Origin of the sequence: Microcystis sp. LE19-131.1A, assembly GCF_027532015.1 — a bacterium.
GTDB classification, from domain to species: Bacteria; Cyanobacteriota; Cyanobacteriia; order Cyanobacteriales; family Microcystaceae; genus Microcystis; species Microcystis ichthyoblabe_A.
In genome coordinates, this window is sequence record NZ_JAPZSS010000160.1 from 1 (window position 1) to 20,201 (window position 20,201).

The window sequence follows — 20,201 nt, forward strand, 5'->3', positions numbered from 1 at the left end:
AAAGATTATTTTATTCATTGAAAAAACCACAAATTAGGTCAGAATTTCAGCTAAATTTATGAGTTGAGATAAGTTTTTTATGGGCAGATATTTTAAAACTGTCTCTTGAAGCTAATTATGATGATTATCTTGAAAAAAAAATGATAATTAGACAGAAGTTCTCTTGTTCACATAGAGAACTTTATCTTCTTTTGTTTTCAAAATGAGAATTGCTGCCAGCGAGAGCCAAAGCGATACGAGATTACCAACGTCCCCGCCGTTATCCGTAACAGAGACCGCTTTTTCGGGATAGGAGAGCCAATTCTCAAACGCTATGAGCGCATCTGTTTTGATAAAGATCTGATTAGTGTTCCGGGGAAACCCGTTGCTACCTTTGTCTGTCCCGGCCATCCCCTGTTAGATGCCACTATCGATCTTGTCTTGGAACGGCATCGGGAATTACTCAGACGGGGGGCTATCCTAGTTGATGACAGTGATCCGAGGGAGGAAATTCGGGCGCTGGTGTACTTAGAACACGCCATTCAAGACGCTCGGCTAAATCCCGATGGCAGACGGCGGGTGGTGTCGCGGCGAATGCAGTATGTGGAAATTCCTCTGTTTGCACCACAGAGACAGGGAGAGAGAGATGCTGGGTATGCCCCTTATCTAGATTATCGTCCTTTGCAGGAGGAGGAGCGGGCGATCCTAGGGCCGATCCTTGATTCTCTCCCTATCGGTAATGAGATTGAGAGCCAGGCCCGCAATTATGCGATCGCTAACCTCGTCTCTTCCCATCTTCAGGAGGTACGGCAGCGCAAGGAAGAGTTAATTGAAAAGACCCTTATAGCAGTTAAAGACCGCCTGACCAAGGAGATCAACTACTGGGACCATCGGGCAGCCCAGTTGCGCCTACAGGAAGAAGCGGGGAAGACAAATGCGCGGATCAATTCCAACAAAGCCCAGATGCGGGCCGATGAACTACAAACGCGGTTGCAAAAGCGCTTGTCTGAATTGGAGCAGGAGCGTCATTTATCCCCATCGCCGCCGGTGGTGGTGGGAGCAGCCCTCATAGTACCGGGGGGACTGTTAGGGCGACTTTTAGGCAAGCCAATGTTTGCCCGGGAGACAAAGCGCGTCGAGCAGCTGGCAATGGCGGCAGTCATGGCGGCCGAAAAAGCTTTGGGGTATGAACCGCGGGATGTGAGTGCCGAGAAGTGCGGCTATGACATCGAATCGCGCAAGACCGGAACTGGCCGATTACGGTTTATCGAAGTCAAGGGTAGAGTAGAAGGAGCAGAGACGGTGACTGTCACCAAGAACGAGATCCTTGCATCCTTTAACAAGCCAGAGGATTTTCTGCTGGCCTTGGTTTCGGTTTCTCCCTCAGAGGAGGTTCGGGTCAGATATGTGCGCCGGCCATTCCAGAGAGAACCGGATTTTGGGGCGTGTAGTGTTAATTATGATTGGGGAGAGTTATGGGAGAGGGGGGATATGATTGAACCACAAAGGCACGAAGGACACTAAGGGGATTAACCACAAAGGCACAAAGGACACTAAGGTTATGGATGAGAGGGCTAATGATTTATCTAAGGAGATTATTGGGGCGGCGATCGCTGTTCATCGGGAGTTGGGTCCAGGACTATTGGAGTCGGCCTATGAGGCCTGTTTAGAGTACGAGTTATTGGATAGGGGGATAGCGGTGGAGCGTCAAGTTCCTCAATCAGTGATTTATCGCGGTGTTAAACTTGATTGTGGTTATCGTCTCGATCTATTGGTGGAAAATCTGGTTATTGTCGAACTGAAAACGGTTGAACAACTTACCCCCATTCACGAGGCCCAGTTGTTAACCTATCTCAAATTACGCCGGCTTTGGCTAGGATTACTGATTAATTTTAACGTTCCCGTTCTCAAACAAGGCATCAAACGCCTTGTCAATAATTAATCTTTGTGTCCTTTGTGCCTTTGTGGTTCTTTATCCCAAGAGTCTCAATTATGAATACTTACAAAATACAAACAGTTTTAACTGAAGATGGGACGGTATTATTGAAAGAATTACCTTTTCAGGCTGGAGATGCGGTGGAAATTATTATTTTAGAGCAATCTAAAACATCGTCATCATCTAGTCAGGAAAAACTAATACATTCCTTGAAAGGTTCTGTCCTTCGTTATGATGATCCCTTTGAACCAGCTATTCCACCAGAAGACTGGGAAGTTCTAAAATGATTATTTTGGACACTCATATTTGGCTCTGGTGGGTTGACAGTAGCTCACGTCTCACAGCACGGCTAGAACAATTAATTTTAGAGCATCAGGTTAGTCAGCTTGGAGTTAGTATTTTTTCTTGCTGGGAAGTTGCTAAATTAGTTGAGAAGAACCGAGTGGAGTTATCTTATCCGGTCGATGAGTGGCTCAATTATGCGATCGCTTATCCAGGTGTTCAATTACTTCTACTGACGTTACCCATTATCGTGCAATCAACTCAACTTGCTGGATTTCATAACGATCCAGCCGACCAAATTATTGTCGCCACAGCGAAGGTTCACAATTGTCCCCTCCTGACAGTAGATGAAAAAATACTTGCCTACCCCGACGTAAACACGCTTAAGTGATTCCTTTTAGCCAAAGAACTCGCCTATTTATAGCTTATGCGCCAGAAAAAATTGGACTACCGATGCGATCGCCTACAATCGTCTAGTCACCTCCTGTCCAAAGATTACGGACTAGCCAACGAATACAAACCCTCTCCCCAACAAACAACCCTTCCTTTGTGTCCTTTGTGCCTTTGTGGTTCCTTATCTCAAGAGTCTCAATTATGAATACCTACAAAATACAAACAGTTTTAACTGAAGATGGGACAGTATTATTGAAAGAATTACCTTTTCACGCTGGAGATGCGGTGGAAGTGATCATACGATCGCATCCCAAAACTCAGCAAGATAAAATTATTACTAATAAATCAGCGTCTAATTTATATCCGTTACGCGAAAAAGAACCCTCTCGATACGACGAACCTCTTGAGCCTGCGGATAGGGAATATCTCAAGGGAATTTCATCTATGATGAGTGAATGGGAGTCAGAGGCTGATGAATGTGCCTACAGTGATTTATGAACAGTTTGATGTTGTCGTTGTTCCCTTTCCTTTCACTGATATAAATGCCACTAAACGACGACCAGCTTTGATTTTGTCTGATGCGCTCGCTTTCAATACTTCTGTTGGTCGTAGCGTTATGGCAATGATTACAACGGCAACCCATTCTTCTTGGTTGCTTGATGTAAGGATTACCAATCTACAAGCGGCCGGATTAAAAACTCCATCTATTGTCCGCATGAAGTTATTTACCCTGGAGCATTCACTAATTGTCAAACGCATCGGCAAATTAACAGTGAATGATCGAAGTATTGTAGAGAAAGCTCTCAAACAATTACTTAAGCTCAACTAAACCTTCGTGTCCTTTGTGCCTTTGTGGTTCTTTTATCTCCCATGACCTACCGTAAAAAACTCATTGAAGTGGCCCTACCCCTAGAAGCCATTAACGTCGAATCGGCACGGGAAAAATCGATTCGCCATGGTCATCCCTCTACTCTACATCTTTGGTGGTCCCGGAAACCTTTGGCTACAACTAGGGCGGTTTTATGGGCTTCTTTGGTGGATGATCCTTCCAGTTGGCCAGAGAAATTTCCCACGGAAGAAGCACAGAATCAGGAACGGCAGCGATTGTTTGATATTTTGGGTAGGATTGAGCTTGAAAAGGACAAAAAAGGCAACACTAAGCAGGTGGTTAGAGGGTTGGTATCTTGGGATGAGATTAACCAGCCTAACTCAGCAGTATTGCTAGAAGCACAGCGAGAAATTGCGCGCTGTTTGGCTTGGGAACGTGGGGAAGAACCCCCCACTAAACCTGATGCTATACGGGATTATATCGCTAAATATGCCCCCCCCGCCTATGACCCGTTTTGTGGTGGTGGTTCCATTCCTTTGGAGGCCCAGCGCTTGGGTTTGCAGGCCCACGGTAGTGACCTCAATCCGGTGGCGGTGTTGATTACTAAGGCTTTGATCGAGATTCCGCCCAAGTTTAAGGATAAACCGCCGGTTAATCCCGATTCTCGCCAAAAACAAAAGATTTCTTCCTGGGAAGGGGCCCAGGGATTGGCCGCAGATGTGCGCTATTACGGTCAGTGGATGCGGGATGAGGCTTTTAAAAGGATTGGCTATCTTTATCCGATGGTGGAAACCAACCACAAAGGCACAAAGGACACTAAGGTGATTGCTTGGCTTTGGGCCAGGACGGTGAAGTGTCCTAATCCGGCCTGTGGCTGTCAGATGCCTCTGGTTAATAAGTTCTCGCTTTCGACGAAGAAGGGTAAGGAGGCTTGGGTTGAGCCTATTGTGGGGGATTTTAACCACAAAGGCACTGAGGGGGATTTTAACCACAAAGGCACAGAGGACACAAAGGAGGATGATTTTGGTGTCTCTGGGGTGCCACCCAAAATCCGCTTTGAGGTCAAAACGGGTAAGGGTACGGCCCCAGATGGGACGGTAAACCGCAAGGGTGCAGTTTGTATCGCTTGTAATACTCCTGTTCTCTTGGATCATATCCGTAGCGAAGGTAAGGCAGGCCGGATGGATGCTCAGTTAATGGCTATTGTCGCTGAAGGAAAAGCGGGAAGGGTTTATCTTTCTCCTGATGAGGAACAGGTGAGAATTGCTAAAAAAGCACAGCCTGAATGGAAACCTGATGCTGAATTACCTCATAATCCGCGAGATTTCAAGACACCAAATTACGGGATGAGGACTTTTGCCGATTTATTCACTCCCCGTCAACTCGTCGCCCTCACTACTTTTAGCGATTTAGTAAGTGAAGCCAGAGAAAAGATTAAAGCTGATGCAGTAGCCGCAGGAATCCCTGATGATGATTTACCTCTTAATGATGGGGGAATAGGCGCGACGGCTTATGCGGATGCGGTGGCGACTTATTTGGCTTTTGGAGTGGATAAGATGACAGACTATCACTCCACTATTTGTAGTTGGCATTCTGGGCGCGATACGATTCGCAATACTTTCGCTCGTCAAGCTATACCAATGTCATGGGATTTTGCCGAAGCAAATCCCATGAGTGACTCGACGGGCAATTTTAATGGTGCAATTGATTGGATAGTTGAAGTTATTAAAAAATCCTCTTGTTCCGCTCCAGGACAAGTTATTCAACTCGATGCTACTAAAAATCATAAAAATGATTCAATAGCTAAATTGATTTCCTCAGACCCCCCTTATTATGATGCTATACCCTATGCAGACTTATCTGATTTCTTTTATGTTTGGCTGCGTCGGTCTATAGGTTCAATTTATCCAGAGATTTTTAATACGTTATTAGTTCCTAAAACTCAAGAAATGGTTGCCGATCACTTTCGACACGGAAGCAAGGAGAAGGCAAAACAATTTTTTGAAGATAGTCTTATTCAAGTTTTTAAACGAGTCAATCAAATCAACTATCAAGATTATCCCGTCACAATCTACTATGCGCTCAAGCAAACTGAAACTGATGATCAGCAGAACGTCTCTTCTACAGGTTGGGAAACAATTTTAGAAGGTTTAATACAAGCTAATTTTAGTATTGACGGAACATGGCCTCTCCGAACAGAAAGAGAAGCTAGAACCCGTAATATCAACTCTAACGCCCTCGCCTCATCTATAGTCCTCGTGTGTCGCCCCCGTCCCGCCGACGCGCCCAAAGCCAGCCGCCGCCAATTCCTCAACGAACTGAAACGAGACCTTCCCCAAGCCCTAAAACTGCTGCAACAGGGCAATATTGCCCCCGTTGACCTCGCCCAAGCCAGTATCGGGCCCGGGATGGCAATCTACTCCAAATACGCCGCTATCCTCGAATCTAACGGCACTTCTATGGGTGTTCGCACCGCCCTGCAACTGATTAACCAGATTCTCGACGAATTTCTCACCGAACAAGAAGGAGAATTTGATAGTGATACCCGTTGGGCGCTGACTTGGTTCGAGCAGTACCAATTCAACGAAGGACTATATGGCGATGCAGAAACCCTGTCCAAAGCCAAAAACACCAGTATTCAGGGCATGGTTGAAGCTGGCATACTAGAGGCAAAAGCCGGTAAAGTGCTAGAAATCAAACTAATTCCCAAAGATACCTCTAGACTTCTAGAACTAGCGGGAATTGTCGAGAATGCCCCACCAGATGCCTCCGTTAACGAAGATTATTTGACATGAGACGATTAGTCCTTGATGCTGGGCCACTTATTGCCCTGTTATCGAGCCAAGATAATTACCACAAGGAAGCGATAAAGGGGTTTGCACAACTACCGCAGGAATTTGGCGCAGTTTTAACCCCTTTACCCATCTTGTTCGAGGTTTATAAATTCGTAGCTAGGGAACAATGTCCACAAGTAGCGCAAAAGGCATTAACTATAATTAAAGAAGAGACCACAATCGTGCCGCTTGAAATGGAAACCATGCAGACTACATTTGATTTAGTCATACAAATGACCAATTGGCAGGGTAGTCTAGAAGATGCTTCAGTGGTAGTCATTGCTCAAAAATTTAACGCCCTAATCTGGACTCTCGATTACAGAGACTTAACTTGGTTTAAAAACATTGAGCTATGGACACCATCTACCTAATCTTTGTGACCTCCGTGCCTTTGTGGTTCCCCAAACTTTGTGACCTTTGTGCCTTTGTGGTTCCCCAAACTTTGTGACCTTTGTGCCTTTGTGGTTCCCCAAACTTTGTGACCTTTGTGCCTTTGTGGTTCCCCAAACTTTGTGACCTTTGTGCCTTTGTGGTTCAAAATCCCCCCTCTCCCAAATCCCCACAAGTTTCTAATCTCAAATTGTAATTATGTTTAAAACAATCAAGTTTAAAAACTTTAAATCATGGCAAGATACAGGAGACATTTCCTTAGCTTCTCTTACAGGATTTTTTGGTAATAATAGCTCTGGAAAATCCAGCATTATTCAATTCTTTTTACTTCTCAAGCAAACTGTGGAGTCTAGCGATCGCCAAAGAGTCTTAAACACAGGGGATGAAAGAAGTTATGTTGAGTTAGGGACATTGTATGATATTGCTTATAATCATATTATCCCCAGTGTAATCTCTTTTAAATTAGAATGGGATTTATCAGAAGAATTAAATATTTTTAATCCCGAAAGCTCTCAAGAAGATGTACTTTTTTCCTTAAACTCTCTGGAATTTTATTCAGAAATAAAGCTAAATGATAATCAAATATTTTTAGAAAATTTTTGCTATAATTTTAACTATAATTCAGAAAATATAAGCTTTAAATTCAAGAAAAATGCCGAAAAAGACTCCTGTGAATATGAACTACAATCAGAAGGATATCAACCGAAAAGAAGTAGGGGGAGAGCTTGGCCTCTCCCAGTTCCAATAAAAAACTATGGTTTTCCTGACCAAGCAATTAGTTATTTTCAAAATACAGGCTTTTTATCGGATTTTTCCCTAGCCTATGAAAAAGCATTTGAGAGTATCTATTATCTTGGTCCCCTGAGAGAATACCCCAAAAGAATTTACTCTTGGGCCGGAGAAAAACCGCGAGATGTTGGTCGTAGGGGAGAATTAGCTATTCCGGCCTTACTAGCTTCTCAACAATCAACCATTCAAGAGACCATTGCTTACTGGCTAAAAGAATTAGCTCTAATTCATAGTTTTCAGGTGCAAGCAATTGCAAAAGATCGCAAAGACTATGAAGTTTTGGTACAAAGATTTCCCAATACAGCAAAAGTTTTAATAACAGATGTCGGCTTTGGTGTTTCTCAGGTTTTACCTGTTTTGGTTCTGTGTTATTATGCGCCAGAAGGCTCAACAATCATTTTAGAACAGCCAGAAATTCATCTGCATCCTTCCGTACAGGCTGGACTTGCCGATGTATTTATTGATGCTATTAAAACTCGCAAAATTCAAATCATTGTCGAGAGTCATAGCGAACATTTACTGCGTCGTCTTCAGCGTCGTATTGCTGAAGAAAAAGACGGATTAAGCCCTCAAGACATTAAACTTTACTTCTGTAATTCCAAGCAAGATGGAAGCTCTAGTTTAACCACCTTAGAAATCGACGACTTTGGAAATATTGCCAACTGGCCAGAAAATTTCTTTGGTGATGAAATAGGAGATTTATTTGCCATGACCGAAGCTGCTATGAAACGTCAGATAGTTAGTGAATAAACCCATGAAAGTCATTATTGATACGAACGTCTTAATCGCCGCTAACGGTAGAGATTGTCCTCAAGTTACTCCTAAATGTCAGTTAAGGACAGGACAATATTTAAAAGACATAAAAGAAAATGGAATCATTGTGATAGACAATCAATGGCTAATCTTAAAAGAATATAGAAACAAAGTAAATCAAACAGGACAACCAGGAATAGGAGACGCATTTCTCAAATGGGTATTGACTAATCAGACAAACTCTCAACGTTGTCAACAAGTCAAGATTCATCCTTCAGAAGATAATAGCTTTCAAGAATTTCCTGATGATACTCAATTAAAAAAATTCGACCCATCAGACCGAAAATTTGTCGCTGTTGCCCTCGCCGCACAAGATTGCCCTCCCATTATCAACGCTGTGGATTCAGACTGGGCCGAGTTTTACGAAGCCCTAACCATCTACGGAATCAGCATAGAGTTTCTTTGTGGTGAAATCGTCTCCCCACAGACCACTCAAGCACAAGTACCTAACCCTCCGTGACCTCTGTGCCTCTGTGGTTCAAAATCCCCCTTCGTGACCTTTGTGCCTTTGTGGTTCCCCAAACTTTGTGACCTTTGTGCCTTTGTGGTTATCTCTCCCAAATTGAGGCATTATAAAAATAACTCCTCATCAAATCCCATGGCAATCAGCAATCGTGAACGAGTCGGACGCGCCCTAGATTTCCTCAGAGAGGGACTATACCCCTTCATTGAACGAGAAATGAAAGCAAGCTACGGCCAGAAGTGGGTGGCCGTGGCCTTAAGTTGCCTCCCTGAGAGCTACACGATCCGCAGGACAGGTGATGCCGTCCTCAAAGAAGACGTTTCGGCCCTACTAATTGTCCTCTGGGAGCAGTGGAATGAAGTTTTTAAGAAAACCCTAGGCAGAAGCGATCGCTCTCTGTCCAGTGAACTAAGAGATGTCCGCAACGCCTGGGCCCATAACGATGCTTTCAGCCTCGACGATGCTTACCGGGCTTTTGACAGCATCTCTCGCCTACTGAGTTCGGTTTCCGCCGACACCCAAGAGGTGGAGAAGCAGAAGCAAGAAATCCTCAGACTTCGCTTTGAAGAACAGGCCCGGCGAGAGACAAGGCGCCAAGCGATCGCACCTACGGAAGGACAACCGATGTCGGGATTGAAACCCTGGCGGGAAATCGCCACCCCCCACCCCGATGTGGCTTCTGGACGCTTCCAACAGGCCGAATTTGCCGCCGACCTCTGGCAAGTCTATCTCGATGAAGGCTCTGACGAATACCGCGACCCGACGGAATTTTTCCGCCGCACCTACCTCACAGAAGGACTCAAGCAACTTCTGACCAATGCCCTGCTGCGTCTGAGTGGTAATGGCGGAGAGCCGGTGATTGAACTGCAAACTAACTTCGGTGGCGGAAAAACCCACGCCATGCTGGCCCTCTACCATCTGTGCAATGCTTTGGCGATCGAAGATCTTCCCGGTATGGAGTCGATCTTCCAAGCTCTGAACATTAAAAAACCCCCCGAAAATGTCAACATTGCTGTTCTGGTCGGCACTAAAGTCCAGCCTAGTGGCATTCCCCCCTATAAACCGGAACACAACAAGCAAAATCGACCAGAAATCAAGACCCTGTGGGGAGAAATAGCTTGGCAACTCGGCGGCGCTGAGGGCTACGCTCTAGTTCGCAACGCCGATGAAACTTCCACTAATCCCGGGGACGCACTCAAAATATTGTTTAATCGTTTTTCACCCTGTTTGATCTTGATCGACGAATGGGTTGCCTATGCCAGGCAATTGCACGACAAGAACGATATTGCCGGCGGTAGTTTTGACACCCAGTTTACTTTTGCCCAAACCCTGAGCGAGTCGGCGAAAAATGCCCAGCAGACGCTTTTGGCTGTGAGTATCCCCGCTTCGGAAACCGTTGACGAAAAAACCGGAGAAGTACGGGCTACAGATGTTGAAACCGGAGGAGAACGGGGCACAGAGGCCCTAGACCGCCTTAAAAATGCGATCGGGCGCGTCCAGTCCCCCTGGCGACCCGCCAGTGCCGAGGAGAGTTTCGAGATCGTCCGCCGCCGCCTGTTCCAGACCATGACTGACTCGGAACTATATGTGGCCAGGGATGCGGTTATTAAAGCTTTCTCCGAGATGTATCGCACCCAGGCCCAGGAGTTTCCTAGCGAATGCCGGGAGGCTGACTACGGGCGCCGCCTGCGGGAAGCCTATCCCATTCACCCGGAATTTTTTGATCGCCTCTACTCCGACTGGTCAACCCTCGATAAATTCCAACGCACCAGGGGTGTTTTGCGACTCATGGCCAAGGTCATCCATTCCCTTTGGGAGCGAGAGGACAAGAGCTTGTTGATCATGCCGTCCCACGTCCCGATGGATGATGCTCAGGTTCAGTCGGAGTTAACCCGCTACTTAGATGATAATTGGGTTCCGATCATCGAAAAGGATGTGGATGGCCCCAATTCTCTGCCCCTCGACATCGATCGCCAAAATTCCAACCTGGGACGCTATTCTGCTTGCCGTCGGGTTACGCGCACTATTTACCTTGGCTCGGCCCCCACGATTCGGGCTGCTAACCGAGGACTAGAAGATAAGAGGATAAAACTCGGTTGCGTGCAGCCGGGGGAGACTGTAGCCACTTTTGGTGATGCCCTACGGCGGCTAACAGATCGGGCCACCTACCTCTACATCGATGGCAACCGTTACTGGATTTCTAACCAGCCCAACGTTACCCGCACCGCCCAAGATCGGGCAAACCTGCTCTTTGAGGAGCGGTATAAAGTGACAGAAGAAATCGTCCGGTGCTTGAAGGCCGACCAGCAGCGGGGCGAGTTTGGAGCGATTCATATTGCCCCAGAATCTACTGCTGATATTCCCGATGATCCTCATCTGGGGGTGCGGCTTGTAGTTCTCGGTCCTGGGCAACCCCACAGCAAATCCGCCGAAGATAGCCCCGCTCGGCGTTTAGTGGCGGAAATTCTCAATCAGAGAGGGGGTAGCCCCCGCTATTACAAGAATACGCTTGTATTCGTTGCCGCTGACAAGTCGAACTTGGAAAACTTAGAGAAGAACGTCGCCGGATATCTTGCCTGGAATTCAATTGTGGCGGATAAGGAAACCCTCAATCTCGATGTTTCTCAGAATAAACAGGCGATCACTAAGCGCGATCAAGCCGACAAGGAGGTAAGCACAATCCTCAACCAAACCTATAAGTGGCTGCTGGTTCCAGAGCAACCCGACCCCCAGAAAGGCATCCACTGGACTGAAACCCCTCTTCAGGGGGATGATTCCCCTATCGATCGAGCCAGCCGCAAACTGGTTCATGAGGGGCAACTGATTACCCATTACTCTGGTGACAACCTGCGGAGGGAAGCCCTCGACAAATACCTGTGGCGTTCAACTAACCACATCGATCTGAAACGTCTGTGGGAGTACCTAGCGCAGTATCTTTACTTGCCCCGTCTCAAGAACCAGGATGTTCTACTTCAAACTGTGCGGAACGGAGTCCGTTCTACGCTTGTACAGGAGAACTTCGCTTATGCAGAGGGCTGGGATGAGGCGAAGCAAAGATATACTGGTCTTGTCATCCTTCGGGATATTAACCCGAGTATCAGCAGTCACATCCTTCTGGTTAAGCCTGATGTAGCCATGGGGCAGCTAGAGGCCGAGAAACCAGCTAACCCCCCGACCGCTGCCGAGACTGATTCCGTTATCTCTAGTGACCCCGATCGGCCGCCATCTTTACCCTCTGGTGTTGGATTAACTGCGAAAGAGTCCCCCGATGATCTGGTTGAGAAAAAGCCAGTTCTGCGGAGGTTTTACGGCATTGTCTCGATCGATCCCCTGCGGATCAATCGAGACGCTCCAGCGATCGCCAATGAGATCATCCAGCATCTCACCCGACTCAGTGGGGCCAGGGTTAAGGTAACACTGGAGATTGAAGCCGAAATTCCCGATGGTGCGCCCGATGATGTGGTGCGGACGGTGACGGAGAATTGTCGGACTTTGAAATTTAATAATCAGTCTTTTGAACTGGAGTGAATATCGGGAAATTTCCCTATCTGGATTCGGTCATGGCTCTCTTATTCTTTGTGTGATCAGTTTAACTTACTATAGAAGCGATCAATCTTTGTGTCCTCTGTGTCTGGAGTGGTTCCTTCCACTCCCTCGCCAGCAGGACTGTATCTTAGAATACATTTTACCCACCAAACCTAAGAGAGCAATAATAATCCCCCTTTTATCTGAAAAAGAGGGATTTATTTAGTCCAAATTGGTTAGATTGTGAGGAAAGTTTTCACCCTTCTCAGTCTCAAGACAAGAGATTTTCTGCTGATGTCTTCCCACTACCAAAGTCCGCGGATAGGAGATACACTAGGCTCGGGAGCAGGTTGGGGAGCAACTTCAGTAAAGGTTCTGGTTTCCGGGGGTAAAGCGGGAAGTCCCCAAGCGGGTTGTTTTTCGTTGATTTCTCTTAAAAGTTGCGAGCGAGTGCTACTGACGGCGATTTCTGATTTTAGTTTCAAGCGGGAAACCCAATAGGGATGAGCTTTACCCACATAAACTAATTTGCCATCTACCACTTGCAAAATCACGTCATCACCACCCATGGCATCCCCAACAATACGAGTGGTGGTTCCGTCAGCAAAGTCGCCGTTGAAAATTTCTTTGCCATCCACTGTTACAAGTCTGATCAATTGGATGGACATAATGCCACCCACGGTTCCCCGGACGCGACCGAGTATATAGTCACCGGGGTTGAGTTGCGGCTCACCCCTGTAGGTGTCATGGCCGCGCAGTTGACTGATCAGGATTTCGTTATTTTGTGGTCCTGCTTGTGCGGGTACAGCACCAACGGTAGTTAGGGCAACTAAACCGGCAAAACCAGCGACAAGGGAAATTTTGTTAAACACAATTACCTCAAGCAAAAAGTTAGTAAATTGTCTATAGACGTTTTAGATTATAACCTAGTTCCCAATTTTGTCTATATTGCGAAATATTAGTTTAATAATTTCTCGATCGAGCGGTTGGAGGTTTCAGTTATCAGTTATCAGATTGCAGTTTTAAGTAGACAGTGTTGGGTGAAAACTTCGGTGTCTTCTGGACATCAGGTGAAAAATGTTCACTATGTCACATAATGGGCGCAAGCAGTTCGATAAACTCACTGACCACCTTGCGCCCCTACAGCCGGCACGATGTTAATGGTAGGGACATAAGGCTTATGCCGTTTTTTCGATAAGATAAGCTGATCACTTTAACTCCAATATAACCAAACTTGGGAGCTTTCTTTTCACTGATTACTGATTACTGTTTACTGCTCACTGAAAAACCCCCACCCCCCCACTTCCCCTGAAAACTGGATTAAGCTAGGCTCTAAGACCGCTCGACATTGCTGAATAATTGAGGATCGAGGGTGGGTAGTTCGATATCTTTTTCTGCTGGGGAAGAGGCCAACTGGAAGCGGTTTAAGGTTTGTTGAACGCGATCAAAAATGGTGATTTTTTGCTCGCTATTGTTCTGGGGTTCGGGAATAGGTTCCACTTCTAGCGGAGGCTGAATCCCAGAGGCCGGTTCGTTAATCTCCTTTGTCTCTGGTATGGTGGTTAGGGGAGATTCGATCGCTTCAGGGGTTTCCTCCACCTTTTCGATTGTTTCTGTCTCTACTGGTTTTTCTTCCACGATTGGGCTTTCTGGCTCAATAACAGGGTTTTCCTCAACTATAGGGCTTTCTGGCTCAATAACAGGGGTTTCCTCAACTACAGGGTTTTCTGGCTCAATAACAGGGGTTTCCTCAACTACAGGGTTTTCTTCCTCAACTATAGAGGTTTCTGGTTCGATAACAGGGGTTTCTTCCTCTGGACTGGGAATAGTTTGATAGTTGGGATCAACGATGCTACGGGCAATTGTAGGGGATAAATCGCCGCGGACTAATTGACTGAGGCCGTCTTGGTAAGAGGGATCAAAGCTAATCACGCGCACGCTGGTATTAAACTCGTTTTCGACTTTATTTCCCTGACCATCGATGAATTCTAGTTGTACCCAGTTATTGCCCTTGGCAAAACCCTTGAGATAAATCGGTTCCCAAGTATCAAGCAGAAAACTGTCACCGTTGACAGTGACACGAATGCGCCAATCTTGAAGATTATTATCCCCGTTGGCAGTATTGGACAGACGTAGAGGAGCATTACTCAGATAAAAATCGAGCAGGATCGGTTCCGCACCGTAGATTCCTTGCGGACTACTGTAGGTTAACAGGGGTAAGTTATGATCAGGGGCATTTTTGCCTGTTTTTGTCAGAATATGAAAGGTTGTTTCAGCAAATGCCCCATCATTTTTAAAACTTTCCTGCCAAGGACGCAGGGCCAAGACGCGCAGGGTATGAGTACCTGGGGCAAGATTTTCTAGGATAATCGGTTGCTTGAGGTCGTAAATAGCTGCTGCTGGTTCATTATCGACAATTAGACTCAAGTGGGGTCCTAATTTCAGGGTATCGTCTTGGAAAATTGGCAGATCTGACACTTGTAGTTTAACTATCACCTGGGTGTCATCGAAAACCTGTTCGGCCAGAGGGCTGAGAATCGTTACTTGGGGGGCGTAACGCTCTAAACTGGGGCGCAGTTCCTGAATTAGGGCCGGGGGAGCAACCTCAGAAATGCGGCCTTGGACGACGGGAAGATTAGAGGTTTCGGAAGTGGGGAGATTGGTGGCTGTCAAGCGATCGCCACAGGCGTTTAACAGAGTGGTCAGTAAACCGATCACAAGACATATATGAAGGGTTTTGACTGGGATTAATTTATGTAGTAGGGATAGCACGTTCCTCCTAGAGCCAAGGCCAAAATCTATACAAACCATTGATTTTTGCTAGAGTCATTGAATGCTCTGGTGTCAGCAAAAGCGCGAGAAGATCAGGTTATGGCCTCAATTTTACAGAATTGTTTGATTGTTTTTTGAGAATCTATCTATTGAATTTTCTATATGGTCTGGTGAGGGAGAAAAAGGGGAAATCGGCTTCTGGGGCGACAATTAATAAACTTTTGTAAAGAAAAATTACCGGTCTGACCCTGACTAAGACCGTCCATAGCAGAAAATGTCTCTCCTATCAAGGATTGAGAGAATTTTAATTATTGTTAAGCACAACGAACAGAGGAGAGAACAAAGACTTATCATCTACTATTGATGCTTTCGACTGGAATCTCACCCAAGAGGAAAGTCAAGCGACATTAACAAAAGGTGGGTCAGATTTCAACTTGCCTTTTTTAGGTTAAAAAATCTATCCTCAAATAAAACGCTAAGTCTATTGTCGAGAGAGGAGAATCCTCATGGCACTCCCCCCCAAAGAGGCGGTAGCTAAAGTGATTGTAGATAAAGACCCAGTACCTACTTCCTTTGAGAAGTGGGGTCAACCGGGGCATTTTGATCGCACTTTAGCCAAAGGACCCAAAACCACTACCTGGATTTGGAACCTACACGCCAACGTCCACGATTTTGATAGTCAAACCAGCGATCTCGAAGATATTTCTCGGAAAATCTTCAGCGCCCACTTCGGACATCTCGCCGTTGTCTTCGTTTGGCTAAGTGGAATGTACTTCCACGGCGCGAAATTTTCTAACTATGAAGCTTGGTTAACCAACCCGCTCGCCATCAAACCCAGCGCCCAAGTGGTCTGGCCGATCGTCGGTCAAGGCATCCTCAACGGCGATGTGGGCGGCGGTTTCCACGGGATTCAGATCACCTCTGGTCTGTTCTACCTCTGGCGAGCTTCTGGTTTCACCAACAGCTATCAGCTATACTGCACCGCTATCGGTGGTTTAGTGATGGCGGGCCTGATGCTGTTTGCCGGTTGGTTCCATTACCACAAAAGCGCACCGAAACTGGAATGGTTCCAAAACGTGGAATCGATGATGAACCACCACTTGGCGGGTTTACTCGGCTTAGGTTCCCTAGGTTGGGCCGGTCATCAGATTCACGTTTCTTTACCGGTGAACAAACTCCTCGATGCGGGAGTCGCTCCCCAAGACATCCCCTTGCCCCACGAGTTCATTCTCGAACCGAGCAAGATGGCGGATTTATATCCCAGTTTCGCCCAGGGTTTGACCCCCTTCTTTACCCTTAACTGGGGTGCTTACTCGGATTTCCTCACCTTCAAAGGTGGCTTGAACCCCGTGACTGGTGGTCTCTGGCTTTCCGATACCGCTCACCATCACTTGGCGATCGCTGTATTGTTCATCATTGCTGGTCATATGTACCGTACCAACTGGGGTATCGGTCACAGCATGAAGGAAATCCTCGAAAACCACAAAGGTCCCTTCACCGGTCAAGGTCACAAAGGACTGTACGAAATCCTGACCACCTCTTGGCACGCCCAGTTAGCGATTAACCTGGCTCTCTTAGGTTCGCTAACCATCATCGTGGCCCACCATATGTACGCCATGCCGCCCTATCCCTATCAGGCGACTGACTACGCCACCCAACTATCCTTGTTCACTCACCACACTTGGATCGGTGGCTTCTTAATCGTCGGTGCGGGAGCGCACGGAGCGATCTTCATGGTGCGCGACTACGATCCAGCCAAAAACGTGGATAACCTGCTCGATCGGGTGATCCGTCATCGCGACGCAATTATCTCCCACCTGAACTGGGTATGTATTTTCCTCGGCTTCCATAGCTTCGGTTTATACATTCACAACGACACCATGCGGGCTTTTGGTCGTCCCCAAGATATGTTCTCGGATACGGGAATTCAACTACAACCCATCTTTGCCCAATGGGTACAAAGTCTCCACACCCTAGCCCCCGGCAACACCGCTCCTAACGCTCTCACTACCGCTAGTTATGCTTTCGGTGGCGACGTGGTAGCAGTGGGTGGCAAAGTGGCCATGATGCCGATCACTCTCGGTACTGCCGATTTCCTCGTGCATCACATCCACGCCTTCACCATCCATGTCACCGTGTTGATTCTCCTCAAAGGGGTTCTCTACGCTCGTGGTTCCCGTCTGATTCCCGATAAAGCGAATCTCGGTTTCCGTTTCCCCTGCGATGGTCCCGGTCGCGGCGGTACCTGCCAAGTTTCGGGTTGGGATCACGTCTTCCTCGGCCTGTTCTGGATGTACAACTCCATCTCGGTCGTAATCTTCCACTTTAGCTGGAAAATGCAGTCCGATGTCTGGGGAACCGTCGCCCCCGATGGCACTGTCACCCACGTTACCCTTGGTAACTTCGCCCAAAGTGCCATCACCATCAACGGTTGGTTACGCGATTTCCTCTGGGCGCAAGCAGCGCAAGTCATTAATTCCTATGGCTCCGCTCTGTCTGCCTACGGAATCATGTTCCTAGCCGGTCACTTCGTCTTCGCGTTTAGCTTGATGTTCCTGTTCAGTGGTCGCGGCTACTGGCAAGAATTAATCGAGTCGATCGTCTGGGCGCACAACAAGTTAAGAGTTGCCCCCGCTATCCAACCTCGCGCCCTGAGCATCATTCAAGGTCGTGCCGTTGGTGTGGCTCACTACCTCTTAGGCGGTATTGTCACCACTTGGGCATTCTTCTTGGCCAGAAGTCTCTCGATTGGCTAAACTTGCCTATAAGGGCTTGCCAGTCCCCCGGGGATTGGCAAGACTAGGCTCAACAGGCGTCGATTGACCGATACCTCTGTAAGCGTTTCCTATTACAGAAGGTGAATTGAAAAAAGGAAATAACCAGCACTCGTGTAAGAGCCTCAGTTATTTAGAGAGGAGAATTTCCTAAACAGCTATGGCAACTAAATTCCCTAAATTTAGCCAAGATCTAGCCCAAGATCCGACCACCCGTCGGATTTGGTACGGGATCGCCACAGCCCACGATTTTGAAAGTCATGATGGCATGACGGAAGAGAATCTCTACCAAAAGATTTTCGCGTCGCACTTCGGCCACATTGCAATCATTTTCCTGTGGACTTCCGGCACTATATTCCACGTCGCTTGGCAAGGTAACTTCGAGCAGTGGATCAAAGACCCCTTAAACATCCGTCCCATCGCCCACGCGATTTGGGATCCCCAGTTCGGTAAAGGCGCTGTAGATGCCTTCACCCAAGCTGGCGCTTCTAACCCTGTTAACATCGCCTATTCCGGGGTTTACCACTGGTTCTACACCATCGGTATGACCTCCAACCAAGACCTATACCAAGGTGCGGTGTTCCTGCTGATTCTCTCGGCGATTTTCCTCTTTGCTGGCTGGTTACACTTACAACCTAAGTTCCGTCCTAGCCTCGCTTGGTTCAAAAACGCTGAATCTCGCCTGAACCACCACCTCGCCGCTCTGTTCGGTGTTAGCTCTCTGGCTTGGACCGGACACCTCGTTCACGTTGCTATCCCCGAATCCCGCGGTCAGCACGTTGGTTGGGACAACTTCCTCTCCACTCCCCCCCACCCGGCGGGTTTACTACCCTTCTTCACCGGTGACTGGAGTGTGTATGCGGAAAACCCCGATACTGCTAACCACATTTTCGGTACTGCCCAAGGCGCGGGAACTGCGATCCTCACCTTCTTAGGTGGTTTCCATCCCCAAACCGAGTCCCTCTGGTTAACCGATATGGCTCACCACCACTTGGCGATCGCTGTGATCTTCATTGTGGCTGGTCATATGTACCGCACCAACTGGGGCATCGGTCACAGCATCAAGGACATCCTCAATGCACACAGACCCCCCAGTGGTAAGTTAGGAGCCGGTCACAAAAATCTTTATGACACGGTTAACAACTCTCTCCACTTCCAACTCGGTTTGGCTCTCGCTTCTTTAGGCGTGATCACCTCTCTGGTGGCGCAGCATATGTACGCGCTACCCCCTTATGCCTTTATCGCTAAGGACTACACCACCCAAGCGGCTCTTTATACTCACCACCAATACATCGCTGGTTTCCTAGCGGTGGGTGCTTTCGCCCACGGTGCTATCTTCTTCGTGCGTGACTATGATCCCGAAGCGAACAAAGATAACGTCCTGGCCCGGATGCTGGAGCATAAAGAAGCGATCATCTCTCACCTAAGCTGGGTTTCCCTTTTCTTAGGTTTCCACACCCTCGGCCTCTACGTTCATAACGATGTGGTCGTCGCTTTCGGTACTCCCGAAAAACAAATCCTGATCGAACCTGTGTTCGCTCAATTCGTGCAAGCAGCTTCGGGTAAAACCCTGTACGGCATGAACGTACTGTTGTCTAACCCCGATAGTATCGCTTACACCGCCTATCCCAACTACGGTGATGTTTGGTTACCCGGTTGGCTAGACGCAATCAATAGCGGCACTAACTCCCTCTTCTTAACCATCGGTCCTGGCGACTTCCTCGTTCACCATGCGATCGCTCTTGGTTTACACACCACCGTTCTAATCCTGGTTAAAGGTGCTTTAGACGCTCGTGGTTCCAAATTAATGCCCGATAAAAAAGACTTCGGGTATTCCTTCCCTTGCGACGGTCCTGGCCGTGGCGGTACTTGCGACATCTCTGCTTGGGATTCCTTCTACCTAGCCATGTTCTGGATGTTGAACACCTTGGGTTGGTTAACCTTCTACTGGCACTGGAAACACCTCGGTGTCTGGTCGGGTAACGTGGCTCAGTTTAACGAAAACTCCACCTACCTGATGGGCTGGTTCCGCGATTACCTCTGGGCTAACTCGGCTCAGTTAATCAACGGTTACAACCCCTACGGTGTTAATAACCTTTCTGTCTGGGCCTGGATGTTCCTCTTTGGACACCTCGTTTGGGCAACCGGTTTCATGTTCCTGATCTCTTGGCGTGGTTACTGGCAAGAGTTGATCGAAACTATCGTTTGGGCCCACGAACGCACTCCTCTGGCGAACCTCGTTCGTTGGAAAGACAAACCCGTGGCTCTCTCGATCGTTCAGGCTCGTTTGGTTGGTTTAGCTCACTTCACCGTTGGCTATATCTTCACCTACGCCGCCTTCTTGATCGCCTCCACTGCTGGCAAGTTCGGCTAAACCTTGAATTAGGTGACTAAAAAACCCCCCGCCCATTGGTGGGGGGTT

General features: G+C 47.5%; 17 protein-coding genes. 14 read left to right on the plus strand and 3 right to left on the minus strand.

The window, feature by feature from the left end; translation table 11 throughout:
• Positions 1–147: 147 nt before the first annotated feature.
• Complete coding sequence (locus O9323_RS12670) at positions 148–390, minus strand: hypothetical protein (RefSeq protein ID WP_288125225.1); 243 nt, start codon at positions 388–390, stop codon at positions 148–150.
• Between the two features lie 30 nt (positions 391–420).
• Here O9323_RS12670 and O9323_RS12675 point away from each other — a divergent pair, with 30 nt between their 5' ends.
• From O9323_RS12675 to O9323_RS12725, 12 genes are all read left to right on the plus strand, one after another.
• Positions 421–1,503 (plus strand): protein NO VEIN domain-containing protein, encoded by a 1,083-nt coding sequence (locus O9323_RS12675; protein ID WP_002754169.1) that lies wholly within the window; start codon positions 421–423, stop codon positions 1,501–1,503.
• Positions 1,504–1,540: 37 nt separating this feature from the next.
• Entirely contained in the window at positions 1,541–1,921 is a 381-nt protein-coding gene (locus tag O9323_RS12680; protein ID WP_002754172.1) for a GxxExxY protein, read from the plus strand.
• Between the two features lie 50 nt (positions 1,922–1,971).
• A complete protein-coding gene (locus O9323_RS12685) occupies positions 1,972–2,202 on the plus strand; it encodes a hypothetical protein (RefSeq protein ID WP_002754174.1) in 231 nt (76 codons plus the stop codon).
• On the plus strand, positions 2,199–2,588 hold the full coding sequence (locus O9323_RS12690; RefSeq protein WP_002754175.1) for a type II toxin-antitoxin system VapC family toxin: 390 nt from the start codon (positions 2,199–2,201) through the stop codon (positions 2,586–2,588). The genes O9323_RS12685 and O9323_RS12690 overlap by 4 nt, the downstream gene beginning before the upstream one ends.
• Before the next feature lie 25 nt (positions 2,589–2,613).
• Complete coding sequence (locus O9323_RS22895) at positions 2,614–2,703, plus strand: DUF8807 domain-containing protein (RefSeq protein ID WP_502705817.1); 90 nt, start codon at positions 2,614–2,616, stop codon at positions 2,701–2,703.
• Between the two features lie 88 nt (positions 2,704–2,791).
• Positions 2,792–3,088 carry a hypothetical protein gene (locus O9323_RS12695; RefSeq protein ID WP_002754178.1) on the plus strand — a complete coding sequence of 99 codons (297 nt, stop codon included), beginning with the start codon at positions 2,792–2,794 and terminating at the stop codon, positions 3,086–3,088.
• On the plus strand, positions 3,063–3,419 hold the full coding sequence (locus tag O9323_RS12700) for a type II toxin-antitoxin system PemK/MazF family toxin (protein ID WP_002754179.1): 357 nt from the start codon (positions 3,063–3,065) through the stop codon (positions 3,417–3,419). Before O9323_RS12695 ends, O9323_RS12700 begins: the two co-directional genes overlap by 26 nt.
• 41 nt (positions 3,420–3,460) lie before the next feature.
• A complete protein-coding gene (locus O9323_RS12705; protein ID WP_288125226.1) occupies positions 3,461–6,214 on the plus strand; it encodes a DUF1156 domain-containing protein in 2,754 nt (917 codons plus the stop codon).
• Complete coding sequence (locus O9323_RS12710; protein ID WP_002777130.1) at positions 6,211–6,624, plus strand: type II toxin-antitoxin system VapC family toxin; 414 nt, start codon at positions 6,211–6,213, stop codon at positions 6,622–6,624. Before O9323_RS12705 ends, O9323_RS12710 begins: the two co-directional genes overlap by 4 nt.
• 217 nt (positions 6,625–6,841) lie before the next feature.
• The gene (locus O9323_RS12715) at positions 6,842–8,182 is read left to right on the plus strand and encodes an AAA family ATPase (RefSeq protein WP_288125227.1); all 1,341 of its coding nucleotides are present in this window, start codon (positions 6,842–6,844) and stop codon (positions 8,180–8,182) included.
• Between the two features lie 4 nt (positions 8,183–8,186).
• Positions 8,187–8,705, plus strand: coding sequence for a hypothetical protein (locus O9323_RS12720; protein ID WP_288125228.1), 519 nt, complete (start codon positions 8,187–8,189; stop codon positions 8,703–8,705).
• Positions 8,706–8,843: 138 nt separating this feature from the next.
• Positions 8,844–12,236 (plus strand): Swt1 family HEPN domain-containing protein, encoded by a 3,393-nt coding sequence (locus tag O9323_RS12725; protein WP_288125229.1) that lies wholly within the window; start codon positions 8,844–8,846, stop codon positions 12,234–12,236.
• Positions 12,237–12,538: 302 nt separating this feature from the next.
• Here the strand turns inward: O9323_RS12725 and O9323_RS12730 are convergent, their stop codons facing one another.
• Together O9323_RS12730 and O9323_RS12735 are read right to left on the minus strand one after the other, a co-directional pair.
• Positions 12,539–13,105 carry a hypothetical protein gene (locus O9323_RS12730; protein ID WP_288125230.1) on the minus strand — a complete coding sequence of 189 codons (567 nt, stop codon included), beginning with the start codon at positions 13,103–13,105 and terminating at the stop codon, positions 12,539–12,541.
• Positions 13,106–13,565: 460 nt separating this feature from the next.
• The gene (locus tag O9323_RS12735) at positions 13,566–15,044 is read right to left on the minus strand and encodes a hypothetical protein (protein ID WP_288125231.1); all 1,479 of its coding nucleotides are present in this window, start codon (positions 15,042–15,044) and stop codon (positions 13,566–13,568) included.
• Between the two features lie 467 nt (positions 15,045–15,511).
• Between O9323_RS12735 and psaA the strand changes: the two genes are divergently transcribed.
• Together psaA and psaB are read left to right on the plus strand one after the other, a co-directional pair.
• Complete coding sequence (gene psaA / locus O9323_RS12740; RefSeq protein WP_002734764.1) at positions 15,512–17,761, plus strand: photosystem I core protein PsaA; 2,250 nt, start codon at positions 15,512–15,514, stop codon at positions 17,759–17,761.
• 178 nt (positions 17,762–17,939) lie between these two features.
• Positions 17,940–20,153 carry a photosystem I core protein PsaB gene (gene psaB / locus O9323_RS12745; RefSeq protein WP_002732591.1) on the plus strand — a complete coding sequence of 738 codons (2,214 nt, stop codon included), beginning with the start codon at positions 17,940–17,942 and terminating at the stop codon, positions 20,151–20,153.
• The last annotated feature ends 48 nt before the right edge of the window (positions 20,154–20,201 follow it).